14 protein-coding genes and 1 tRNA gene are annotated in these 23043 nt (G+C 34.5%); 10 read left to right on the top strand and 5 right to left on the bottom strand.

Features of this window, described 5'->3' with window-relative positions; translation table 11 throughout:
• Positions 1-27 precede the first annotated feature (27 nt).
• The 6 genes from trmD to AB8B52_RS00105 all read left to right on the top strand — a co-directional run bounded on the left by trmD (position 28) and on the right by AB8B52_RS00105 (position 8448).
• Entirely contained in the window at positions 28-705 is a 678-nt protein-coding gene (gene trmD / locus AB8B52_RS00130; RefSeq protein WP_406024010.1) for a tRNA (guanosine(37)-N1)-methyltransferase TrmD, read from the top strand.
• 241 nt (positions 706-946) lie between these two features.
• The gene (gene rplS / locus AB8B52_RS00125) at positions 947-1297 is read left to right on the top strand and encodes a 50S ribosomal protein L19 (RefSeq protein ID WP_406024008.1); all 351 of its coding nucleotides are present in this window, start codon (positions 947-949) and stop codon (positions 1295-1297) included.
• Between the two features lie 709 nt (positions 1298-2006).
• The gene (locus AB8B52_RS00120) at positions 2007-2582 is read left to right on the top strand and encodes a pentapeptide repeat-containing protein (protein WP_406024006.1); all 576 of its coding nucleotides are present in this window, start codon (positions 2007-2009) and stop codon (positions 2580-2582) included.
• Positions 2583-2827: 245 nt separating this feature from the next.
• Positions 2828-5050, top strand: a complete 2223-nt coding sequence (locus AB8B52_RS00115) for an NADP-dependent isocitrate dehydrogenase (protein ID WP_406024004.1) — start codon at positions 2828-2830, stop codon at positions 5048-5050.
• Between the two features lie 123 nt (positions 5051-5173).
• Entirely contained in the window at positions 5174-7549 is a 2376-nt protein-coding gene (locus tag AB8B52_RS00110; protein ID WP_406024002.1) for a TonB-dependent receptor, read from the top strand.
• An 83-nt stretch (positions 7550-7632) separates the two neighbouring features.
• Entirely contained in the window at positions 7633-8448 is an 816-nt protein-coding gene (locus AB8B52_RS00105) for a DUF4249 domain-containing protein (protein ID WP_406024000.1), read from the top strand.
• Positions 8449-8877: 429 nt separating this feature from the next.
• Here the strand turns inward: AB8B52_RS00105 and AB8B52_RS00100 are convergent.
• Positions 8878-8962: transfer RNA gene (locus tag AB8B52_RS00100), tRNA-Ser, on the bottom strand.
• A gap of 241 nt (positions 8963-9203) precedes the next feature.
• Here AB8B52_RS00100 and AB8B52_RS00095 point away from each other — a divergent pair.
• The 3 genes from AB8B52_RS00095 to AB8B52_RS00085 all read left to right on the top strand — a co-directional run bounded on the left by AB8B52_RS00095 (position 9204) and on the right by AB8B52_RS00085 (position 12541).
• Positions 9204-9575 carry an FUSC family protein gene (locus AB8B52_RS00095; protein WP_406023998.1) on the top strand — a complete coding sequence of 124 codons (372 nt, stop codon included), beginning with the start codon at positions 9204-9206 and terminating at the stop codon, positions 9573-9575.
• Between the two features lie 275 nt (positions 9576-9850).
• On the top strand, positions 9851-10882 hold the full coding sequence (locus AB8B52_RS00090) for a M28 family metallopeptidase (RefSeq protein WP_406023996.1): 1032 nt from the start codon (positions 9851-9853) through the stop codon (positions 10880-10882).
• A gap of 99 nt (positions 10883-10981) precedes the next feature.
• On the top strand, positions 10982-12541 hold the full coding sequence (locus AB8B52_RS00085; protein WP_406023994.1) for a M28 family peptidase: 1560 nt from the start codon (positions 10982-10984) through the stop codon (positions 12539-12541).
• Between the two features lie 518 nt (positions 12542-13059).
• Here the strand turns inward: AB8B52_RS00085 and AB8B52_RS00080 are convergent.
• The 4 genes from AB8B52_RS00080 to AB8B52_RS00065 all read right to left on the bottom strand — a co-directional run bounded on the left by AB8B52_RS00080 (position 13060) and on the right by AB8B52_RS00065 (position 17147).
• The gene (locus tag AB8B52_RS00080; protein ID WP_406023992.1) at positions 13060-13590 is read right to left on the bottom strand and encodes a porin family protein; all 531 of its coding nucleotides are present in this window, start codon (positions 13588-13590) and stop codon (positions 13060-13062) included.
• Positions 13591-13696: 106 nt separating this feature from the next.
• Entirely contained in the window at positions 13697-14602 is a 906-nt protein-coding gene (locus AB8B52_RS00075; RefSeq protein WP_406023990.1) for a Ppx/GppA phosphatase family protein, read from the bottom strand.
• 5 nt (positions 14603-14607) lie between these two features.
• Complete coding sequence (ppk1, locus tag AB8B52_RS00070) at positions 14608-16662, bottom strand: polyphosphate kinase 1 (RefSeq protein ID WP_406023988.1); 2055 nt, start codon at positions 16660-16662, stop codon at positions 14608-14610.
• Complete coding sequence (locus AB8B52_RS00065) at positions 16659-17147, bottom strand: SixA phosphatase family protein (RefSeq protein ID WP_406023986.1); 489 nt, start codon at positions 17145-17147, stop codon at positions 16659-16661. Before AB8B52_RS00065 ends, ppk1 begins: the two co-directional genes overlap by 4 nt.
• Before the next feature lie 335 nt (positions 17148-17482).
• Between AB8B52_RS00065 and AB8B52_RS00060 the strand changes: the two genes are divergently transcribed.
• Positions 17483-23043 (top strand): Ig-like domain-containing protein (locus AB8B52_RS00060; protein ID WP_406023985.1); only part of this gene is annotated, 5561 nt, incomplete at its 3' end.

Genomic DNA, 23043 nt, shown 5'->3' with positions numbered 1-23043 from the left:
TATCTTCGCCACCTATTACAACAAGCTATGCGTATAGATATTATTACCGTATTACCAGAACTTATAAAAAGCCCGTTTGAAGCCTCTATGGTAAAACGCGCTATTGAAGCTGGTTTGGTAGAAATCCACTTTCATAATATTAGAGATTTTGCTACAGGAGGTTACAAAGCCATAGACGATACTCAATTTGGCGGAGGCGCAGGTATGGTAATGATGATAGAACCTATTGACAAGTGTATTACCAAATTACAAAATGAGCGTAACTACGACGAAATCATCTATATGACACCAGATGGTGAACGTCTCAACCAAAGCATTGCCAACCAAACGTCTTTAAAAGAAAATATCATCATTCTTTGTGGACATTATAAAGGTGTCGATCAACGTGTGCGTGATAAGTTTATCACACGCGAAATATCTATTGGCGATTACGTACTCTCTGGTGGTGAATTAGGCGCAGCGGTATTATGTGATGCTATTATAAGATTAATACCAGGTGTTTTAGGGAATGAAACCTCTGCCCTAACCGATTCATTTCAGGATAATTTATTAGCACCACCAATTTACACCAAGCCAAGAGAATACGATGGTATGAAAGTCCCAGAAGTATTATTCAGTGGTAACTTTCCTGAAATTGAAAAATGGCGTGAAGATCAAGCTTATAAAAGAACCCAAGAGCGACGACCAGATCTTTTGGATGACTAACTTAGAAGAAATTCTAAATTTAAAGTTCAAAACTCCAAAAAGACAAATGGAAGATGGAAGATGGAAGATGGAAGATGGAAGATGGAAGATGGAAGATGGAAGAGACTATAAAGTAATAAAAATATAATCGCTTAAATATTGCTTATCTTCAAAATATAATTACTTTTGCAAACCAATTTAGACCAACCTCTGGCGAAAATCGTGAATGTTGCTTTGAATTAACTATGATAAACAAAATAAAATGAATTTAGTAAAATTTGTACAAGACGAATTTGTAACTCGTAAAGATTTTCCAGATTTTAGTGCTGGTGATACAATCACAGTATATTATGAAATTAGAGAAGGTGAAAAAGTACGTACGCAGTTCTTTAGAGGTGTTGTATTACAACGTAAAGGAAGTGGATCTTCTGAAACGTTTACTATCCGTAAAATGTCAGGAACTATTGGTGTAGAGCGTATCTTCCCAGTAAACTTGCCTGCTTTACAAAAAGTAGAAGTTAACAAACGTGGTAAAGTACGTAGAGCTCGTATTTTCTACTTTAGAGGTCTTACTGGTAAGAAAGCAAGAATCAAAGAAGTTAGAAGAAAATAATTCTCACTTACATAATAAAACAAAGAGCCTTCTGAAAAGAAGGCTTTTTTTATTAACCATTGTTAATAAGTTTAGTTCATAAACTATTGATATCTAAACTGTTAAAAGTATAAATTTCTAATCAATATTATTTAATTTTATAAAACAGTTAGTAGTGTGTTTCAATGTATTCATTTTACACCTTGCTATTGTAATTAAAGATACGTTCTTTATATATTGAGGTTGTTTTTTGAGATTGTATGCAGTTTGTGTTAGCAAGTGTTTGTAAATCAATCATGAAACTTTAGCATTGCAACATGCCTAGTTAGGTTGCTTTAATAAAGTGAAAAGCTCTGAAGAAGTACTGGAATCGAAAGTGCACACGAAAAGGACGAGCAATGTTTTATAATTTTGGTGCTCATGAAAATGAAATCGAAGATAAAAACATCAAGAAAAACAAACCTAAGAAGCTTAGTACTATCAGGTCAATACATTTTGAAAGATAGGAACCGTTTCGATTTTGAAACAAAAACGCTTGTACCGAAAACATGTTGACTTAGGTCGCAAAATCGGGTTAGTGAAAACTAAATAGGTGTGAAGTTAGTATTGTTTCTATAAAAGCCATGTCAGCTCAGTTTACTGTAGTGATATGGCTTTTTGCATTTGGTCGTAAAACTAATCTTGATGTCATATATTTTAAATCGATAATTTTCTTTTGTATTCTTGTGTTATGAATCTACCACTTATAGACCAACAAAATTTCAAAAATAAAGATTACACTACCAAACGTTTACCTAAAGCAGAATACATAGACTGTACATTTACCAATTGTAATTTCGAAAGTGCTGACCTTTCCAATACTAATTTTATAGAATGTGATTTTACAGGTTGTAACTTCAGCAATGCGAACGTTATGCATACGTCTTTTAACACGATTAATTTTAAGAATTGTAAAGTATTAGGTGTGTTGTTTCAAAATTGCAATCCGTTTTTATTGTCTTTTTCATTTACAGATTGTATCCTAAATTTAAGCAGCTTTTATCAAGTAAAAATCAATCATACAAAATTTTTAAAATGTATCATGCATCAGGTCGATTTTACGGAAAGTGCTGCCAAACATGTGGAATTTCAACATTGCGATTTAAAACATGCCATTTTTCAACAAACTAACTTAGAACATTCCGATTTTACATCAGCTTCAAATTTCAATATCAATCCGTCTACAAATCGTATAAAACATGCTATATTTTCAAAAGATAATATGTTGGGTTTGCTCATGGATTTCAACATTAAAATCAACTCTTAACTATTGACAAATATTACAATTAAAAATATCAAAGAACGATTATCAATTGTTGACCTAAGACCTAGGAATTAAATCGATAAAACACATATTTAATCAAATTCAAAAATACAACGGTCTATTATTGTCATTTTCACAATTAATACGGTAGTTTACTATCAATCTCACAATTGCTAAACGCTCACGTTTTCGTATATTCGCCCAGCCTTATTTAAGGCCTATTTTTATTCTAATTATTCGCAATACCTATGTCAGAAACAGCAAAAATTATATATACAAAAACAGATGAAGCACCAGCTTTAGCCACTCGTTCATTTTTACCAATTGTTCAGGCGTTTACAAAGTCATCAGGTGTTACCATAGAAACAAAAGACATTTCATTAGCGGCAAGACTATTAGCTACCTTTCCAGATTTTTTAACCGAAGACCAAAAAGTAGCAGATGCTTTAGCGGAATTGGGTGAACTTGTTAAAAAACCAGAAGCTAATATTGTAAAACTTCCTAATATTAGTGCATCAGTACCACAATTAATTGCTGCCATAGAAGAGTTACAAAGCAAAGGTTTTAAGCTACCTGATTATCCGGAAGAACCAAAAACTGATGCTGAAAAAGAAATAAAAGCACGTTACAATAAAATTAAAGGAAGTGCTGTAAACCCTGTACTTAGAGAAGGAAACTCCGACAGACGTGCTCCAAAAGCTGTGAAGAATTATGCCAAGAAAAACCCACATGCTATGGGTGCTTGGTCAGCAGATTCTAAAACTCACGTCGCCACCATGACTAAAGGCGATTTTGCACACAATGAAAAATCAGTTACTTTTTCTGATGCCAATTCCATAAACATTGTACATACCGATTCAAAAGGAAATAAAACGCTTTTAAAAGAACATCTATCGGTATTAAAAGGTGAAATTATTGATGCTACAGTGATGAGCAAAAAACACTTACTCGAATTTTTAGAAGAGCAAGTGGAAGACGCCTTAGATAAAAGTGTACTGTTTTCATTACATATGAAAGCAACCATGATGAAAGTTTCTGATCCTATCATATTTGGCCATGCCGTGCGCGTGTTCTTCAAAGATTTATTTGATAAACACGGTAAAACATTCGATAAAATTGGTGTCGACGTAAATAATGGTTTCGGAAACTTACTCGAAAAATTACACGATTTACCAGAAGATAAGCGCGACGAAATTAGAGATGATATTCGTTTTGCCTTAGATCATAGTGCGGATTTAGCTATGGTAAATTCTGATAGAGGCATTACCAATTTACACGTACCAAGCCATGTTATTATTGATGCTTCTATGCCTGCAATGATAAGAACCTCTGGACAAATGTGGAATGCCGAAGGTAAATTACAAGATACCAAAGCAGTAATACCAGATAGTAGCTATGCAGGTGTTTACATTGCAACGATTGATTTTTGTAAAAAACACGGAGCTTTTGATCCGACTACGATGGGCACTGTTCCTAACGTTGGTCTTATGGCTCAAAAAGCGGAAGAATACGGTTCGCACGATAAAACCTTCGAAATTGAATCGAAAGGAAAAGTTGAAGTCATTGATGCTGCTGGTAATGTTCTAACAAGTCATAAAGTTGAAACTGGAGATATCTGGAGACTCTGCCAAGTTAAAGATGCACCAATCCAAGACTGGGTAAAATTAGCGGTTACAAGAGCGAGAGCTTCTGCAACTCCTGGCGTATTTTGGCTAGATAAGAAAAGAGCTCATGATGCTGAATTAATTAAAAAAGTAACGACCTATCTTAATGATCATGACACAGAAGGTTTGGATATAAGAATTCTGTCGCCAATTGATGCTACAAACTTTACCTTAAAACGTCTTAAAGACGGAAAGGACACTATTTCGGTTACAGGTAATGTGTTAAGAGATTATCTCACAGATTTATTTCCAATATTGGAAGTCGGTACGAGTGCAAAAATGTTATCAATTGTACCATTAATGAATGGTGGTGGTTTATTTGAAACTGGAGCTGGTGGTTCTGCGCCAAAACATGTACAGCAATTTGTTGAAGAAAATCATTTGCGTTGGGATTCCTTAGGTGAATTTTTAGCACTAGCAGTTTCGCTTGAGCATTTTGCAGTAGTAAACGGTAATGAAAAAGCAAGAATCTTAGGTGAAACCTTAGATGATGCCTCTGATAAATTACTAGAAAACAAAAAAGGACCGTCTCGAAAAGTAAATGAATTAGATAATAGAGGTAGTCATTTTTACTTGGCGCTGTATTGGGCTGAAGCATTAGCCAACCAAAACAAGGATGCTGATTTAAAATCTGAATTTTCTAAAATTTACAACGCATTAGTAAAAAATGAAGAAGCGATTGTAAAAGAACTTATTGATTGCCAAGGCGAAGGCGTTGAGATTAAAGGGTATTACTATCCTAACGAAACATTAATTTCTAATGCCATGAGGCCGAGTAAATCGCTTAATGCTATTTTAAACTCATAATAAATTATATGTTAAAAGCTTCTTTCGAGAAGCTTTTTTCTTTCAGTTTGGTTTAATTTTACCTACAATTAGAAGGTGATGTCATTCTACATCAGCATCTATCAAAAAAATCATTGTTATCATATGTTATCACACATTAAAAGAATTCTACTTTTTATAGTATGTTGTCCTGTAATACTTCAAGCGCAAGAGAATTTCACCTTAAGCGGTTCTATAACCGATATTCAAAGTAACGAAACGCTCATTGGCGTTAATATCATTATTCCGCAAGAAAGCACAGGAACTGTTACCAACGAGTATGGCTTCTACTCCATAACACTTCCTTCTGGTACTTACGAAATTCAGGTCAGTTATTTAGGTTTTAAAACCATCACAGAAACAATTGTACTTACGGAGAATCTTACAAAAAACTATCAACTCGAAGAAGCTGCGGAAAGTTTAGATGAAGTAATCATCACTGAAGATGTAGAACGTTTAAACATTAAGAAACCTCAAATGAGTGTGAATTCGTTATCTATAAAAACGATAAAGAATATGCCTGTGGTTTTAGGTGAAGTAGATGTTATAAAATCGATTACCTTACTTCCTGGCGTTACTAATGCTGGTGAAGGAGCTTCTGGTTTTAATGTTAGAGGTGGTGGCGCAGACCAAAACCTTATTCTTTTAGATGAGGCCATCATATTTAATTCATCGCACTTGTTTGGCTTCTTTTCTGTTTTTAATCCAGATGCCATTAAAGATATTAAGTTGTACAAAGGCGGAATTCCTGCAAAATATGGAGGGCGTATTTCTTCTGTCTTAGATATTTATCAAAAAGAAGGAAATAGCAATAAATTTCATATGAATGGTGGTATTGGTTTAATTTCTAGCCGCTTACTTGCCGAAGGTCCTATAGAAAAAGGAAAAGGTTCATTTCTAGTTGCTGGTCGTAGTAGTTATGCGCACTTATTTTTACCACTTTTCGACTTAGATAACGTTGCTTATTTTTATGATCTTAACACCAAATTAAGCTACCGTTTTAATGATAAAAATAGCATTTTCTTATCGGGTTATTTTGGAAGAGATGTCTTTGCCATTTCAGATAGTTTTGAAAATACCTATGGAAATTCGGTTGTGAATTTTAGATGGAATCATTTATTTTCTGATAAACTTTTTTCCAATGTATCTCTTATCTATTCTGATTACTACTATGGTTTAAATCTAGATTTTGTTGGATTTGAATGGGAATCTGGCATCCGAAATTTTAATGTAAAATACGATTTAAAACATTACATCAGTAATAACTTTAAATTAGAATATGGGTTGAATAGTATCTACTACAGATTTAATCCAGGTGACATTAGACCGAGCTCTGCAGAATCGGGAATTAACTCGTTTAAATTAACCGATAAATTTGCTTTTGAAAATGCGGTTTATATCGATGCAGAACATAAAATTTCTGATAAGTTTTCGGTAAGTTATGGCGCGCGTTTTAGTACATTTCATCGTCTTGGTCAAAATGATCAAAACGTCTATGCCAACGACGATCCTGTGGTATTTAACGAAGCTATTGGTATTTACGAAAAAGCAGAACCTATAGGTACGGAAACGTTTGATAGAAGTGATGTCATGGCCTCTTTCGCAAACATTGAACCAAGATTAGCCATGGCTTATCAACTTAACGATAAGTCTTCTTTAAAGGCAAGTTATAATCGTATGACGCAATATTTGCACCTCTTAACCAATACCAACTCACCTACTCCATTAGATGTTTGGACACCAAGTGGCGAATTTATAAAACCACAACTTTTAGACCAAGTAGCTCTAGGTTATTTTAGAACATTTCAAGGTAATATGTTTTCTTTAGAAGTAGAGAGTTTCTATAAAACGATTCAAAACCGTATCGATTTTACGGATGGTGCCGATTTAATTGCCAATAATGCTATTGAACAAGTGATTTTAAATGGTGAAGCCAGAGCTTACGGGTTAGAAGTTCTTTTTAGAAAAAACGAAGGTAAATTTACAGGTTGGTTGGCGTACACACTTTCAAGATCAGAACAACGCACACCAGGCAGAACACCTGTTGAAACTGGAATTAATAATGGGGAATGGTACGTAACACCTTTCGATAAAACACATGATATTTCATTAACAGGAAGTTATGAACTGAATAAAAAATGGTCGTTTAGTTCCAATTTACTATTTCAAACAGGTAGAGCTGTCACGTTTCCAAACGGACAATATGAATATAATGGCTTGGTTATTCCGAGTTTTGAAGCCAGAAATTCTAGCAGATTGCCAGCATACCATCGCTTAGATGTTGCCGCGACTTATAATCCTGATCCAGATAGTACAAAGAATTTTAAAGGCGAATGGGTTTTTGGTATTTACAACATATATAACCGAAGAAATGCCGCCAATATTAGCTTTAGAGAAAACGAAATGACAGGATCTAATGAAGCTGTAAGACTCGCCATCTTTGGCATTGTACCATCAGTATCTTATAATTTTAAATTTTAAATCATTAAGCAAGCAGGCTCATGTTTCACCTTTAAATAGAAAAAAACATCCTGTAATATTTAAAACATAACACCATACAACACATGAAAAAAATAATATATATCGTCTTTCTTTGTTCACTGTTCTATACCTGTGAAGATGTTATAGACGTAGAACTTAACGAAGCTGAACCAAGATTAGTTATTGATGCGTCTATCAATTGGTTTAAAGATACCACAGGCAATCAACAAAGTATAAAACTAACCTTATCAGCACCATTTTTCGATGCCACTGTTCCTGCTGCTAATGATGCTATTGTAAACATTACAGATAGTAATGGCACTGTATTTAATTTTATAGAAGTTCTGGATACTGGTATTTATACAACCAATAATTTTACACCAGTTATAGACGAAGCATATACATTAAACATTATCTATAACGGTGAAAACTATACTGCTACAGAAACGTTACGCTCTGTGGTACCTATAGATTTTGTAGAACAAAATAACGATGGTGGATTCACTGGCGACCAAATAGAATTAAAAGCCTTTTACACCGATCCTGCTAATATTGATAATTACTATTTCTTTGAATTTCTAACAGATATCTCTTTGACACCAGAATTAGATGTTTTTGATGACACCTTTACCGATGGAAATCAAATATTTGGATTTTTCTCAGATGAAGATTTAGAATCTGGTAATGAAGTTACCATAAGAAACTATGGTATTTCAGAACAGTTTTATGAATTTATGTTTGTATTACTACAACAAGGCAGTGAAGGAGGTGGTGGTCCTTTTGAAACGCAACCAGCAACCGTACGTGGCAATTGTATAAATACCACAAACGCTAGTAATTTTCCGTTTGGTTATTTTAGATTATCTGAAGTTGATGAATTGGTTTATGTGGTGGAATAACTAATGATTTCGAAGACAATTTAAGGTATAAAAATATAATCTTTTACAAAATTAAATTTTAAGGCAAGGTATTGTCTATTAGAAAAAACCATAAGGAAAGTTATGTTTTTTTTGCTACTAATGTTTTAACTTTATGAAACAGGCTAATAAAATCGTTATTAAGTATCGATACACTTTAGGTTGTAGATTTTAGATATAGACATCTTCAGAAATAATTATAAATAAAAAACACCTACACCTTTCGTTATGTTTTTTTTTGCGAAGTGTAAGGGATTAAAGATCCCTAATTCGCCACACCTTACAATAAAGTACAATCCTGCTAGCGCAGGCTTTGGGCTTTTTCTTTTTAAATGCTTACACGAGCAAGCTCGTTGCGCATTTAAAAAGAAAAAGCCCAATTTCCATTCAGAAATTGAGCTTTGCTCTAAGCGGAGAGTAAGGGATTCGAACCCCTGGAGGTGTGACCCTCAACAGTTTTCAAGACTGCCGCATTCGACCACTCTGCCAACTCTCCTTTAGCGGCTGCAAATATAAAATCCTTTTTGCTTTAGACAAAGGTTTTTACTTAGTTTTTTTATAAAATCTTAAATTCGTTCTTTTACACCTTCATAATTAGTCTTCTAAAGATGTGCTTTACATTTTCGGCACAATATATGATACTTTCATAATCTGTTGAAACGATCTATTTTCAAAAGAATAAATCTTAATATTGTAAACTCACAATTCCTTCAAAAGCATCATAAAATTAAAAACATATGCAAAAAACCTTAAGTATTTTCGGTCTTATTTCAGCGCTAATCGCAACGGTTTTAGCCGTTACAAAATTTTCTAACTTAGCTGTAACACCAATAATTATAGCTTTTAGTTGTGGTTTAGCTATGCTCTTTCTTTCAAAAAAAACACGAATACAAACTAAGTCTATTCAATATATATTTCTACTCGTTATTATCGCATTGAGTTTAACGATTTATAAGGGTATATTCAATACTTCTGAAATAGCACCTTTAGAACACGTCATAGATGAAAACGAAAACAATTCTGAAGCATCAGAAGTAAACTCTAAGGCAATAAACTCGAACGATCTCAAAAATAAAGTGGATGATAGAGAAATTGGTGAAGGTTTATAAAATTTGAAGTGCTTTGTAAGAAAAATTTCAAGCTTTTTATCTTATTTTTGGTATTCGGAATTTGTAATACTTAAGCTTAATTTTGAAGCTCTTATCGATGGGATAAAAGATAAGCAGCGTAGAATCCTTTTTGTATAAAATAGGTTTCAAAAAAATTAAACATAAAAACACATCAAATGAGCATGCTAAACGTTCTTGCTGCTAAAGAAATGATGATAAGCGAAAAGTCCCGATAGTTATCGGGATATCCGTTAAAAAACAATAGATTAAAATACATGAAATTATTTATTGCATCAGCACTCCTTTTAGTTGGTTCTTGCGCTACTATTAGGCACAGTGAAAAAATTGATAATCTTAGAAATAGTATCAATTACAAAGATGAAACGCTTGTTAAGAAGTATCTAAACACCATTACACCTAAGGAACTAGAATCTCATGTGGTAGAAGTTTCTTCAGATAAATATATGGGACGTTTAACAGGCGAAGAAGGTCATAACCAAGTATGCGACTATATTAGAAGTTATTACAAAAGTCAAAATATTGGTGCACCAGCATCGCATCCAAATTACTATCAACTCGTACCAAAAGACGAACTTCCAGATGGTCTTAACGACTCTCAAAACATCATTGCTTACATCAAAGGATCTGAATTTCCAGATGAATATGTTTATATCGCTGCACACTCGGATCATGAAGGAATTATTGATGGCGAAATTTATAATGGTGCAGATGATAATGGTTCTGGCACTGCCGCAGTTTTAGAAATGGCAGAAGCCTTTAGTATGGCAGTTACAGATGGCTACAGACCAAAACGCAGTATTGTATTTTTGCATGTTACCGCAGAAGAAGTGGGTTTACATGGCTCAAGATATTATACTGAAAATCCGATATTCTCATTAGAAAATACTGTAGCTACCTTAAATATTGATATGATTGGTCGTGTAGATAAGAGACATACAACGGACGAAAACTACCTCTACCTTATAGGTTCAGATAAAATCAGTACGGAATTGCATTTTATAGCGCAAAAAGCAAATTCTACATTTACCAATCTTAACATTGATTATAAATATAATGACGACAGAGATCCGAACCGCTATTTTTACAGATCTGACCATTATAACTTTGCCGTAAAAGGAGTGCCTGTTATTTTCTTTTTTAATGGTGAACATGAAGATTACACAAAACCTACAGATACGGCAGATAAAATTAATTATCCGCTTTTAGAAAAACGCACAAAACTGATATTTGCAACGGCTTGGTATTTGGCTAATGCCGAAAAGCGATTGAGTAAAGAAATTATTTAATTTTTAGAATACAGAATGAGAATTGCATCTAAATCGCATAATTTTAGTGTTGTAATAGATTCAATTTAATGACTCAGAAATAATAAAACAATGTCAATTATGAAAAACTTACTATTGCTATATAGTGTAGCACTCACCATGTTAAATTGTGGTACTTCTTCTAATGCGCAATCAAAGAGCGTTGACCAAGTTGATCCTGTAACATATGCCTCAACCATAACGGCTGACGAATTAAAAACGATGCTATACATCTACGCTTCGGATGAATTTGAGGGCAGAGACACTGGAGAAAAAGGCCAGAAATTAGCAGTTGCTTATTTAAAAGAACAGTACATGGCTTTAAACATTGCCACTCCTTTAGGTGCTGATAATTATTTTCAGAACGTGCCTCTAGAAAGACAAAAAGTTGCTGAAGCCCAATTATCGGTTAACGGAAAAGCATATAATAGTTTTGAGCATCATGTTGTAGTGGCTTCAAATAGTATCAACTTATCTGTTAACGACATTATTTATGTAGGTTATGGTATTGATACTGATACGTATTCAGACTATAAAGATGTGGACGTCAAAGGTAAAATTGTTTTAGCAAAAGCAGGAGAACCGAAAGATAAGGAAGGAAATTACATCACTTCAGGATCTACTGAAGATACTAAATGGACTAGCGAAAGACAATCATTGTCTAGTAAAAGAGAGGCTGCGGCTAAACATGGTGCGAAAGGCTTTTTGTATTTAGATACACATTTGTTTTCGAGATACGCTCCTTTTTATAAACGTCAATTTAAATCCGGATCTACAGGACGATTGGCTTTAAAAGAAAACCAGGATGGCATGATGATGTTAATGCTAAATGAAACTTTAGCAACAGCATTGCACTCCACCATATTAAGTGATGCAACTCCAAAAACGATTAAAACCGATTTAAATATTGCCATTGAAAATAAGTCTGAAGCGATTATGTCTGAAAATGTAGTGGCTTACATTAAAGGTTCTGAAAAGCCAGATGAAGTCTTAGTGATTTCTGCACATTTGGACCACGAAGGTGTAAAAAATGGTAAAATTTACAATGGTGCAGATGATGATGGTTCTGGTACTGTAGCCATTCTAGAAATTGCTGAAGCTTTTAAAATGGCAGAAAAAGCAGGTCATGGCCCAAAGCGATCTGTTCTATTTTTACATGTTACTGGTGAAGAAAATGGTTTACTTGGCTCAAAACATTATGCTGATAATGACCCTATATTTCCATTAGAAAATACGGTTGCTAATCTTAATATTGACATGATTGGTAGAACGGATCCGAAACGCAAGGAAGGCACAAGAAATTATATTTATTTAATAGGAAGCGACAAATTGAGTACCGATTTACATAACATTTCAGAGGAAGCGAATAAAGCATATATAAATATGGAACTCGATTATACCTTTAATGATGATAACGACCCAAATCGTTTTTACTATCGATCTGACCATTATAATTTTGCAAAGCACAATATTCCTGTGATCTTTTATTTTAATGGTACGCATGACGATTACCACAAACCTACAGATACTGCTGACAAAATTGAATACGATTTATTAGAAACAAGAACACGTCTCGTCTTTTTTACAGCGTGGGAAGTTGCCAATAGAGCAGAAAAACCTTTAGTTGATAAAGGAAATTAGTAAAAATTTTAAAGAATTACATAAAGTGATATCATCAATTTAGTATATTGGATAAAACGCAGAAAATAAGAACTTTAAAATTTTAAGAACAATAAAATAAATAGTCTTAATCAGTATTTCTCAATGACACCTAAATATGATCGGGCAATAAAATCATATGTTTATCTTTTATTTTATATAAAATAAATTTTAAATCACTTTCTGAACTAAATACCTGAATTTGATTTGGAACAACTTTTTTTTCTAATGTTTGATCAAGTATTTTATATAACATTAAAGTGTCGGTTTTAAAGCGACTTTTTATTCTGACATTATAATACCCGAGTGGAAGGCAGTCGTCGGAATAAATTTCAAAGTTTGCGTATTGATTATTGAGAGTATATAAAATAGTTTGATCCTGAAGACTTAGGGTGTTATCAGAACACATAACATAATCACAATTTTGCAGCAAAAAGAAAGCTACAACAAACATCTTTTTCACAATAATTTAAAATACATTAACCGAAAGGAAGATTATTTTACAATTTCATACCAAAACCAAACTGAATCACATGATTTCTAGCTTCAAATAGTTTAATGTCTTGATCGATAACATTGGTAATACCATAAGACAACCTGGCATCAATAAATAACTCATCTGTTATCATATATTCAGCTCCTGCAACTCCTGAAAATGCTGCCGTTGAGAACAAATCATTAGCTGCCCAAGTTTTTAAACTAATCTTTGGGCCTACACCTAAAACAAATCTATCAGACAAATTAAATCTTAAAAGTATTGGTAAATGAATATAATCGGCTCTAATAGTTTCATCTTTTCCGCCTTCTGCAGACCATTGCAACTCTACTAGCAAAGATCTTTTTTCGCTAAATTCGTATTCTACAAATCCACCAAAAGCAAAACCATTTCTGTGCTGATTATCAAATTCAGCATCAGGCTCAAAATCTAGATTAGAGATGTTTAGCGCGCCTCTTACACCGTATCTCAAGTCTTGAGAAATGACTACAGTTGATAATGAAACGAATAATGCTGCGAATAAATATTTTTTCATAATGTTCAATTTGAGATAGCTAAGATAATTTAATTTCTAAAAATCATATCAATTTATAGATTTTAATCTTAAAAAATTAGATAAATGGATCTTTTAAAACCCAATATTAAACAACTACACTAGAAACCGTTTCATAATACATACTTTTTATAATACCATCTGAAAGTCCAATTTTTGGCACATAGATGTCTTTTGCTCCACTCCATTTCATAGCCGATAAATAAATGCGTGTTGCTGGTATAATTACATCAGCTCTATCTTGGTTTAAGTTCAATTTAGTAATACGTTCTTCGTAAGAATAATTTTGAAGCATCTTATAATAACTTGTTAGATAGAAATAGGTTAATGGTTTACCCACATCTTTTCCAGAGATTTTAAAGATCTTATTTATATTTCCACCAGAACCTATGAGTTCTATTTTATCGTATTGCGTGGTGTTGTCTTTAACCCAGCGCTCTAATTCTTGCCAAGTTTCATTTTTAACAATATCATTAAGTAATCTTACCGTTCCTATTTTGAAAGATTTAGATTGCTTTTTATTACCATTATGAATAATAGAAAACTCAGTACTTCCACCACCAACATCGACATATAAGTACGTTTTATTAGGATTTATAAACGAATTTAAATCGGTAGCAGCAATAATGGCTGCCTCTTCCTCACCATCGATAATTTCTATATTGATACCCGAAGTTTCAAGTATTTTTTCTGTTAAAGGAGCACTATTTTTAGCTTCTCGCATTGCAGAAGTTGCACAAGCTTTATAACGTACGACTCCATGTGCCTTAATTATAAGACTAAAAGCCTTCATAGTATCAACCATACGCTCTTGGTTATACTCAGAGATTTCGCCTTTAAGAAAAACGTCTGCACCTAAACGAATTGGTACACGTACCAAAGAATTCTTTTTAAACACCACAGGCTCATCGTCTAATTCTATAATATTTGAAATTAGTAAACGTACCGCATTAGATCCTATATCTATAGCTGCATATTTCTGTATCTTAAGCATATTATTTATCCTTCTAAATTATTTAAGTAATAGTTGTACGTATCAAACTGCGCTCTAACTTTCGGATTGTTGTTATTGCGGTATTTATTCTCTTGGCTTTCGTCAATAATGCGCGCTTTTACATTATCATTCCAACAAATATCATATAAATGTTGTAACTCTCGCTTTATATCAGCATCATAAATTGGGCAACTTACTTCTACTCTATTATCTATATTTCTAGTCATCCAATCTGCAGAGGAAATATAAATTTTTGGATCATTTTGATTACAAAAAATATATAATCTGGTGTGTTCTAAAAATTTGTCGATAATACTGATAATTTCAATGTTTTCGCTCATGCCTTTAATACCTGGCACCAAACAACAAAGGCCTCTTACAATCATCTGAATTTTAACTCCAGCTCTACTCGCTTCATACAGTTTATCGATCATTTTATAGCTGCTGATGCTATTCATTTTTAATTTTATGTACGCAGGTTTACCCTGTTTAGCACTGTTTATTTCTTTATCTATTAAAGCAAATAACTTAGACTTGGTATAGTGTGGTGAGGTAATAATATGCTTGTATCGGTTGATTTTATAATTTACCTGGAAGAAATCGAATACTTTATTAACGTCTTTTAAAATTTTAGCGTTAGCCGTCATTAAGGTGAAATCGGTGTAGATTCTGGCTGTAGATTCATTAAAATTTCCTGTACTTACAAAACCGTATCGCACCAACCTCTCATTTTCTTCACGCTCAATAACACACATTTTACAATGTACTTTTAAACCTGTAACACCAAATAACATCTTAATGCCTTCATCTTGCATTTGTTCTGCGTAATTGATATTTGCAGCCTCATCAAAACGTGCTCGTAATTCTATCGCTACTGTTACTTTTTTACCATTTTTAGCTGCATTGATTAAAGAACTGGCTACATGCGAAATTTGCGCTAATCGATAAATAGTAATCTTAATGGTTTTTACCTTTGGATCTAAAGCCGCTTCTCTTAAAAACTTTACGATGTAAGAAAAGGTATGATATGGTGTGTAAACTAAATAGTCTTTTTTAGCGATAGTTTTAAAAATACTATCCTCTAAACTCAAACCTTTAACAGGTAGCGATTTAATTTTATCATAAAGTAAATCTGTTCTTCCTAAACTTGGAAAGCTCATATAATCGCGTCGATTATGATAACGTCCGCCTGGAATGATGCTTTCTTTTTTATAAATATGCATCCGCTCCAATAGAAAATTCAATGTACTTTGATCGATACTCTTATCATATACAAACCTTACTGGATCGCCACTTTGTCGGTCTTTTACACTTTCGGATAATTTATCGATAAAACTTTTACTAAGATCACTATCAAATTCCAATTCACCATCTCTAGTAATTTTAATCATGTGGGCACTGATACTTTCATAATGAAATATGTTGAAAATTTCATCCAAACAGTAACGTAAAATATCGTCTACCATGATGATATAATTATTATCACCTTTGTTTGGCAACACCACAAACCGATCCATATCAGCAGATATTTCTATTAAAGCAATCTGATCTTTAGCATTAGAACTAGACATTTTTACTGATAAGTAAGCCGAAATATCCATAAGTTCTGGTAATGCAACATCTTCATTAAGCATTATTACCACAAGAGCAGGACTGATTTCTTGATAAAAATAATTCATTATGAATTCATGATGGTTTTCATCAATTTCAGTTTCATCTACAACATAAATATTCTCATTTTTAAGTTGTTCGTCTATTTCATCTAAAATATCTAAACTGTGACTTTGTTGGTCTATTACAATTTTTGTAATTTCTTCTAATAGGTCTCCCGCTGTGATACCACCTAATTCACTTTTCCCTCCTTTTCCAGCTTCGTATATGCGTTTTACGGTAGCGTACCTTACTTTAAAGAATTCATCGAGGTTATTAGAAAAAATTCCTAAAAATCGTAACCGTTCTATAAGTGGTACATGCTTATCACCAGCTTCTTGTAAGACGCGTTCATTAAACTTTAACCAGCTTAACTCCCTATTTATATATCTATTTTTATCTTTTGTCATTCTTTTAATGCCTTCGGAATAATTACAAATTCAGTACTGCCTTTTTTCAAATCTTTCCAATCGTCTATTTCAAAATTTAGCTTTACTAAACCACTTGTAGGAAGATTATCTATATAAGTATCCCCAAATATATTGGAAATTGATGTGAATGCATGATTGTGACCGAAAATCATGACAGTATTAAGGTCGTTTGATAAATTTTTAATAAAATTAATGACATTTTGACCATCAAAATCATACAATTCTTCAACAATAGAGTAAGATATTTCTGGCATTTTTAGTGTTTTCATAAAAATTTTGCAGGTACTTAATGCTCTATTTGCAGGACTAGTAAAAATACGCTCAGGAAGGCTTTGATGCTCAAAAAACTGATTTGCAACAAGTTCAACATCGTTGATACCTCTTGTTTTTAAAGGTCTTTCTCGATCTGTAACGTCGTGTTCCCAAGATGATTTCCCATGTCTTACGAGTAAAATAGTCTTCATATTTATCCGATTAAATGCGTTTTTTTTCGACAAAAGGTTGTGTAATTCAATTTTAACGATTAAATTCGCCCCTCAACTTTAATGTTTGTATATGATTTTAGTTATAAGTTTCTTTGTTATGTAAATTTAATGTAAATGATCCCAAATCAAAAAAAATATTAATCCATTATATTTTTCATTTACGTTAATACACTTCCCTCGATTTATTTAACAAAGAATAAGTAATTAAGTTGTTTTCGGCAAAAGCGGTTACACTACAGAATTAACTGTAGCTCAATATCGACCAATCTAGCTTTAGCAGCATCATTTACATGATAAGTTTTATATTAAAGAATATGAAAAACAAATACTATTGTATTTCTGTCGTAAATTTAACAAAGGCTGTAGTGATAGCCCTTTTTGTTGTTTTACCAAATTTACTGAGTGCGCAGCAAGCGCCTTCTATTCGGACAGGTATAACGTTTCAGTGGGTTGAACCTACACAGCCAACTGACGCTGACCCAGCTACTATTGAATCAATTACAATGAATGGTGAGGTATATAACAATTTTGTTGTACCTTCTAGTTATGAAATGACACGCTTAGGGCATAGTGGTCATTCTAATAATAGAATTAGAATTGGTAACAATAATGGAGGCGGAAATAGTAATTCTCCAACTTGGAACCAAAGAGCATTAGATGCATTGCAATCTAAAGATTTAAATCATTTTTTCGAGTCTAATAATAATGGTAGAAACATTTGCGGCGATTCTCTTGCTACTACCACTACAGACGCTCAAAAACAAACCATATTTTATTCACCTGCCATACCATCTAACCAAGGTGGTATTTTTGCGGCTACTGAAAGATATGGGAATAACTGCTACTATATACAAATGTTCGGTATACCTGTGGGTGGTGGCTCTGAACAATTATTGGGTGCAACTTTTGTTAGACCTGGCGCTGCTCTTTGGGGATATAATTTTGCCGCACCAGTAGGTAATTCAGATTATTGGCAATCTGGACGTGTTGTGCAACCTGGTCAACAATCCATAGGTATTGCACTATTTTATCTTAATGATATAGCACCTACAGGATCTAGAATTACGAAAATAGAATTTACAGGTGCTTCTGATGACCATGGTGATGGTAAATTTTTTATTTTACAGAAATACGCAGTTGATGATTCACAAGTAAATTGTATCGATCAAGCACATTCTGGTGATTTAGATGTTACTAATAATGCACCTGACGGCTCTGTATATACATTAGTATCAGGCCCTACACCGGCTGGAACATCTTTTAGATTAAATTCTGATGGTACCTACACTTACGATCCTCTACCTGGTTTTACAGGTGAAGTCACTTTTGATTACAGCGTTTGCCTGCCAGCACCGAACCAATTGGTTTGTGATGAAGCAACCGTAACTTTGAATTTTGTGGATTTGCCACCAAATCCCGGAGTAGAAATTAGTTGTGATGCTAGTAGTGGTAATTTCTTTATAGATGTAATAAGTCCTTTAGGATCAGAATATGAATACAGATTAAATGGTGGTAACTTTCAGAGTTCACCAACATTCTCTCAACCAGAAGGCTCTTATAACCTTACGGTAAGAAACGTATTCTCAGAATGTGAAACCATTTACACCAATAATCCAATTGTTTTATCAAATATCGAAATCAATGAAACTATTATAGATGTTTTATGTAAATCAGAAAATACTGGTGCTATAGATATTACAGTTTCGGGAGGAGCTCTACCTTATACATATTCTTGGGATAATTCAGCAACTTCACAAGATTTAACGGATCTATTTGCGGGCGACTATATAGTTACAGTAACCGATGCTAACGGATGTTCTGAGCAAAGAAGCTATACAGTAAATCAGCCTAGTGATGAGTTGTCGGTTTCATTAGATTGGATGAAAAATGTAGATTGTAACGGTAATACCTCTGGTGACTTTCAAGTTACTGCTTCTGGAGGCACATCACCCTATAACTATTCTTTAGATGGAGGTACCACAACACAAAGTGGTACTTACTTTGGCAACTTAACCGCTGATGATTATACAGTCACAGTTATTGATGCTAATGACTGTACAACAACTATTGATATTGAAGTTACGGAACCAGATACTCTCGTTATAACTGTAGATTCTATTACTAACGTATCATGTCCAGGTGAAACTACAGGAGATATTGATATTACCATTACAGGAGGCACGCCATCTTACTTATACTCTTGGAGTAATGGTGCAACAACTGAGGATTTAACAGATGTTACAGCTGGTACGTATACTATAACCGTTGAGGATAGTAATGGTTGTGTCGAAACTACAAATGTTACAATTAATACGAACGATAATGAAAATCCGCAAATATCTGTTCCAGCAACAATTACGATTGAGGGGTGTTCAACTTCAGACATTACAAGTGCTGTTGCTGTATTCCCATATTCTACCTCACAATCTTCTGATGTAAAAACTACGTTTGCAAATAACACAAATTATAACGCACTAGATGATGTTAATATCCAAAGCATAACTTATATAGATGCTGTAACAACAACTAACGATTGTGAAACTATTGTTCTAAGAATATTCACAGCCACAGATGATTGTAACAATACAAGTACTACGTCACAAACTATTACCGTAGAAGACACTATTGCACCACAATTCTCTGGCCTACAACCGTCTATATCAGTAGAGTGCGGTAATTTACCAGACACAAATTCAATTACTACAACTGATGCTTGTAGCACTGTAACTGTTACCTCAGATGATTTACAATTCTCTGGCGGATGTGCAGGAGTTATACAACGTACTTACACTGCTACTGATGCATGTGGCAATTCAAGACAATTCGTACAATTTCTAAATTTAACAGATACAACTGATCCTAGTTTTAATGAATCCTTACCTAACGATATTACTGTTACATCGAATAACATTCCAACAGCAGTGACCTTAACTGCGTCAGATAATTGCACAAGCAATATTAACACCGTATTCTCAGAAACTGTAATAGGTGACTCTTGTGATGCCGCTTACACTATAGAAAGAACATGGGAAGCTGTAGATGGTTGTGGAAACGCTATAGAACACACACAAAATATTACTGTTAACCATACTGTTCTTTCTGTAACTGTAAATTCAACAACTGATGTAAATTGTTTCGGACAAGCAACAGGAGCTATTGATATTAACGTTACGGGTGGCACACCGCCTTATTCTTACTCATGGAGTAATTCTGCCATAACGCAAGATTTAATAAATATTAATACTGGCAATTATGGAGTAACGGTCGAAGATGCTAATGGTTGTAGTATTTACAAAGGATTTTTTATCGATCAGCCAAGTTCAGCTTTAAGTGCTGTTATTAATAGTGTCAATGCGACCTCCATACAAGGTTGTACTGATGGATCGGCTACTGTTGTGGCTTCTGGTGGAACTGAACCTTATGATTATCTATGGTCAGCTTCTACCAATAATCAAACGACTGCTACCGCGATTAACCTTCCTGTTGGAACGCATTCTGTAACCGTAACCGATGCTAATAATTGTGTCATCGCTAATCAAAGTATAGAAATTACATGTACCGATGATTGTGATACAGCCATTACAACTGGCACTGTAACTGACGTACTCTGTTTTGGCAATAATACTGGTGAAGCTTCAGCTTCTGCAAGTTCAGCTATAAATACTTCTGCTACCTTTACTTTTACTTGGTCAAATGGCCAAGTGGATGCTGGTGTCACTTCTAGTACAATATCAAACGTAATTGCTGGCGACTATACTGTAAGTGTCACCCTTGATGGATCCGTTTGTGATCCTGCTGTGCAAACAATAACTATTACGCAACCTAGCGCAGATTTAAGTGCTACATTAAACAATGTAAATGCAACTTCTATTCAGGGTTGTATTGATGGATCATCGACCGCATTGGTATCTGGAGGAACGACTCCATATAATTTTGAATGGTCTGCTTCTGCTGGTAACCAAACAACGGCTACTGCTACAAACTTACCCGTAGGCATACATTCTGTTGTAATCACTGATGCTAATGGTTGTAAAACTGTAGAAAGTGTCGAAATTACATGTACTGATGATTGTGATACGGCAATTACTACTGGTACTGTGGTCGATGTGCTTTGTTTTGGTGAAGCCACTGGTTCAGCTTCGGCTTCTGCGAGTTCTGCTATCAATACGACAGCGACTTTTACATTTACTTGGTCTAATGGTCAAGTGGATGCTGGTGTTACTTCGAGCACCATAGCTGATGTTGCTGCTGGTGATTATACCGTAAGTGTGACTCTTGATGGATCGGTTTGTGATCCTGCTCTGCAAATAATAACTATTGCGCAACCGACTAACCCATTATCTGTGGTGATTAATCGCGTGAATGCCACTTCTATTCAAGGGTGTACCGATGGAACGGCTACCGCTGTGGCTTCTGGTGGAACTGCTCCTTATACTTATCTTTGGTCGGCTTCGGCAAGTGGTCAAACGACAGCTACCGCGACGAATCTTCCTGTGGGAACACATTCTGTAACCGTAACGGATGCTAATAATTGTGTTATCGCTAATCAAACTATAGACATTACATGTACGGATGATTGTGATACGGCAATTACTACTGGTACTGTGGTCGATGTGCTTTGTTTTGGTGAAGCGACTGGTTCGGCTTCGGCTTCGGCGAGTTCGGCTATTAATACGACGGCTACTTTTACGTTTACTTGGTCTAATGGTCAAGTCGATGCTGGTGTCACTTCGAGTACCATAGCTGATGTGGCTGCTGGTGATTATACCGTGAGTGTCACCCTTGATGGATCTGTTTGTGATCCTGCTCTGCAAACCATTACTATTGCACAACCGACTAACCCATTATCTGTGGTGATTAATCGCGTCAATGCGACGTCTATTCAAGGGTGTACCGATGGAACGGCTACCGCTGTGGCTTCTGGTGGTAATGCTCCTTATACTTATCTTTGGTCGGCTTCGGCAAGTGGTCAAACAACGGCTACCGCAACCAACCTTCCTGTTGGAACACATTCTGTAACTGTAACTGATGCTAATAATTGTGTGATCGCTAATCAAACTATAGACATTACATGTACAGATGATTGTGATACGGCAATTACTACTGGTACTGTGGTCGATGTGCTTTGTTTTGGTGAAGCGACTGGTTCGGCTTCGGCTTCGGCGAGTTCAGCTATTAATACGACGGCTACTTTTACATTTACTTGGTCTAATGGTCAAGTGGATGCTGGTGTTACTTCGAGTACCATAGCTGATGTGGCTGCTGGTGATTATACCGTGAGTGTGACCCTTGATGGATCGGTTTGTGATCCTGTAACGCGACTAATTACTATAACTGAACCTTCAGAAAGTCTATCAGCAACAATATCTTCACAAACAGATATTATATGTGCTGGTTTCGGTGATTTTACTATCTCTGCAATGGGAGGTACAGCACCTTATTCATACTCTATTGATAGTGGCTCAACTTATCAAAATAGTAGTTCATTCAACGATTTAAGCGATGGAAGCTATACCGTTAATATTTTAGATGCAAATGGATGTGAATTCAGCATTACAACTAATATTCTCATTAATTGTACCTATGCCATTTCTGATATTAATAATACATTTATCAATATGTCAGTTACTGGTAATGTCTTAACTAATGACGAAGATTTTGAAGGTGATAACCAAACGGTTACCGCTAATACCAATCCTGCTAATGGAACTGTGGTAATGAACCCTGATGGATCTTATACCTACACTCCTAACCCTAACTTTATTGGTGAAGACACTTTTGAGTATACAATCTGTGACGATGGTAATCCGCAAGCTTGCGATACAGCAGCTGTTTATATTGAAGTTTTACCAGAAAGTGGTCCTGAAAACGAAGC

This window comes from Winogradskyella sp. (genome assembly GCF_045105575.1).
In the GTDB taxonomy this organism is placed as follows: domain Bacteria; phylum Bacteroidota; class Bacteroidia; order Flavobacteriales; family Flavobacteriaceae; genus Winogradskyella.
This window is presented reverse-complemented; position numbering and strand designations above follow the sequence as displayed.

What these genes read in the sequence shown, in the direction of transcription:
- AB8B52_RS00095 (WP_406023998.1), top strand. Translation starts at nt 9,204, where the DNA reads ATGCAAAAAACCTTAAGTATTTTCGGTCTTATTTCAGCGCTAATCGCA.
- AB8B52_RS00105 (WP_406024000.1), top strand. Translation starts at nt 7,633, where the DNA reads ATGAAAAAAATAATATATATCGTCTTTCTTTGTTCACTGTTCTATACC.
- AB8B52_RS00065 (WP_406023986.1), bottom strand. Translation starts at nt 17,147, where the DNA reads ATGAAGACTATTTTACTCGTAAGACATGGGAAATCATCTTGGGAACAC.
- AB8B52_RS00120 (WP_406024006.1), top strand. Translation starts at nt 2,007, where the DNA reads ATGAATCTACCACTTATAGACCAACAAAATTTCAAAAATAAAGATTAC.
- AB8B52_RS00090 (WP_406023996.1), top strand. Translation starts at nt 9,851, where the DNA reads ATGAAATTATTTATTGCATCAGCACTCCTTTTAGTTGGTTCTTGCGCT.
- AB8B52_RS00080 (WP_406023992.1), bottom strand. Translation starts at nt 13,590, where the DNA reads ATGAAAAAATATTTATTCGCAGCATTATTCGTTTCATTATCAACTGTA.
- rplS (WP_406024008.1), top strand. Translation starts at nt 947, where the DNA reads ATGAATTTAGTAAAATTTGTACAAGACGAATTTGTAACTCGTAAAGAT.
- trmD (WP_406024010.1), top strand. Translation starts at nt 28, where the DNA reads ATGCGTATAGATATTATTACCGTATTACCAGAACTTATAAAAAGCCCG.
- ppk1 (WP_406023988.1), bottom strand. Translation starts at nt 16,662, where the DNA reads ATGACAAAAGATAAAAATAGATATATAAATAGGGAGTTAAGCTGGTTA.
- AB8B52_RS00115 (WP_406024004.1), top strand. Translation starts at nt 2,828, where the DNA reads ATGTCAGAAACAGCAAAAATTATATATACAAAAACAGATGAAGCACCA.
- AB8B52_RS00075 (WP_406023990.1), bottom strand. Translation starts at nt 14,602, where the DNA reads ATGCTTAAGATACAGAAATATGCAGCTATAGATATAGGATCTAATGCG.
- AB8B52_RS00110 (WP_406024002.1), top strand. Translation starts at nt 5,174, where the DNA reads ATGTTATCACACATTAAAAGAATTCTACTTTTTATAGTATGTTGTCCT.
- AB8B52_RS00085 (WP_406023994.1), top strand. Translation starts at nt 10,982, where the DNA reads ATGAAAAACTTACTATTGCTATATAGTGTAGCACTCACCATGTTAAAT.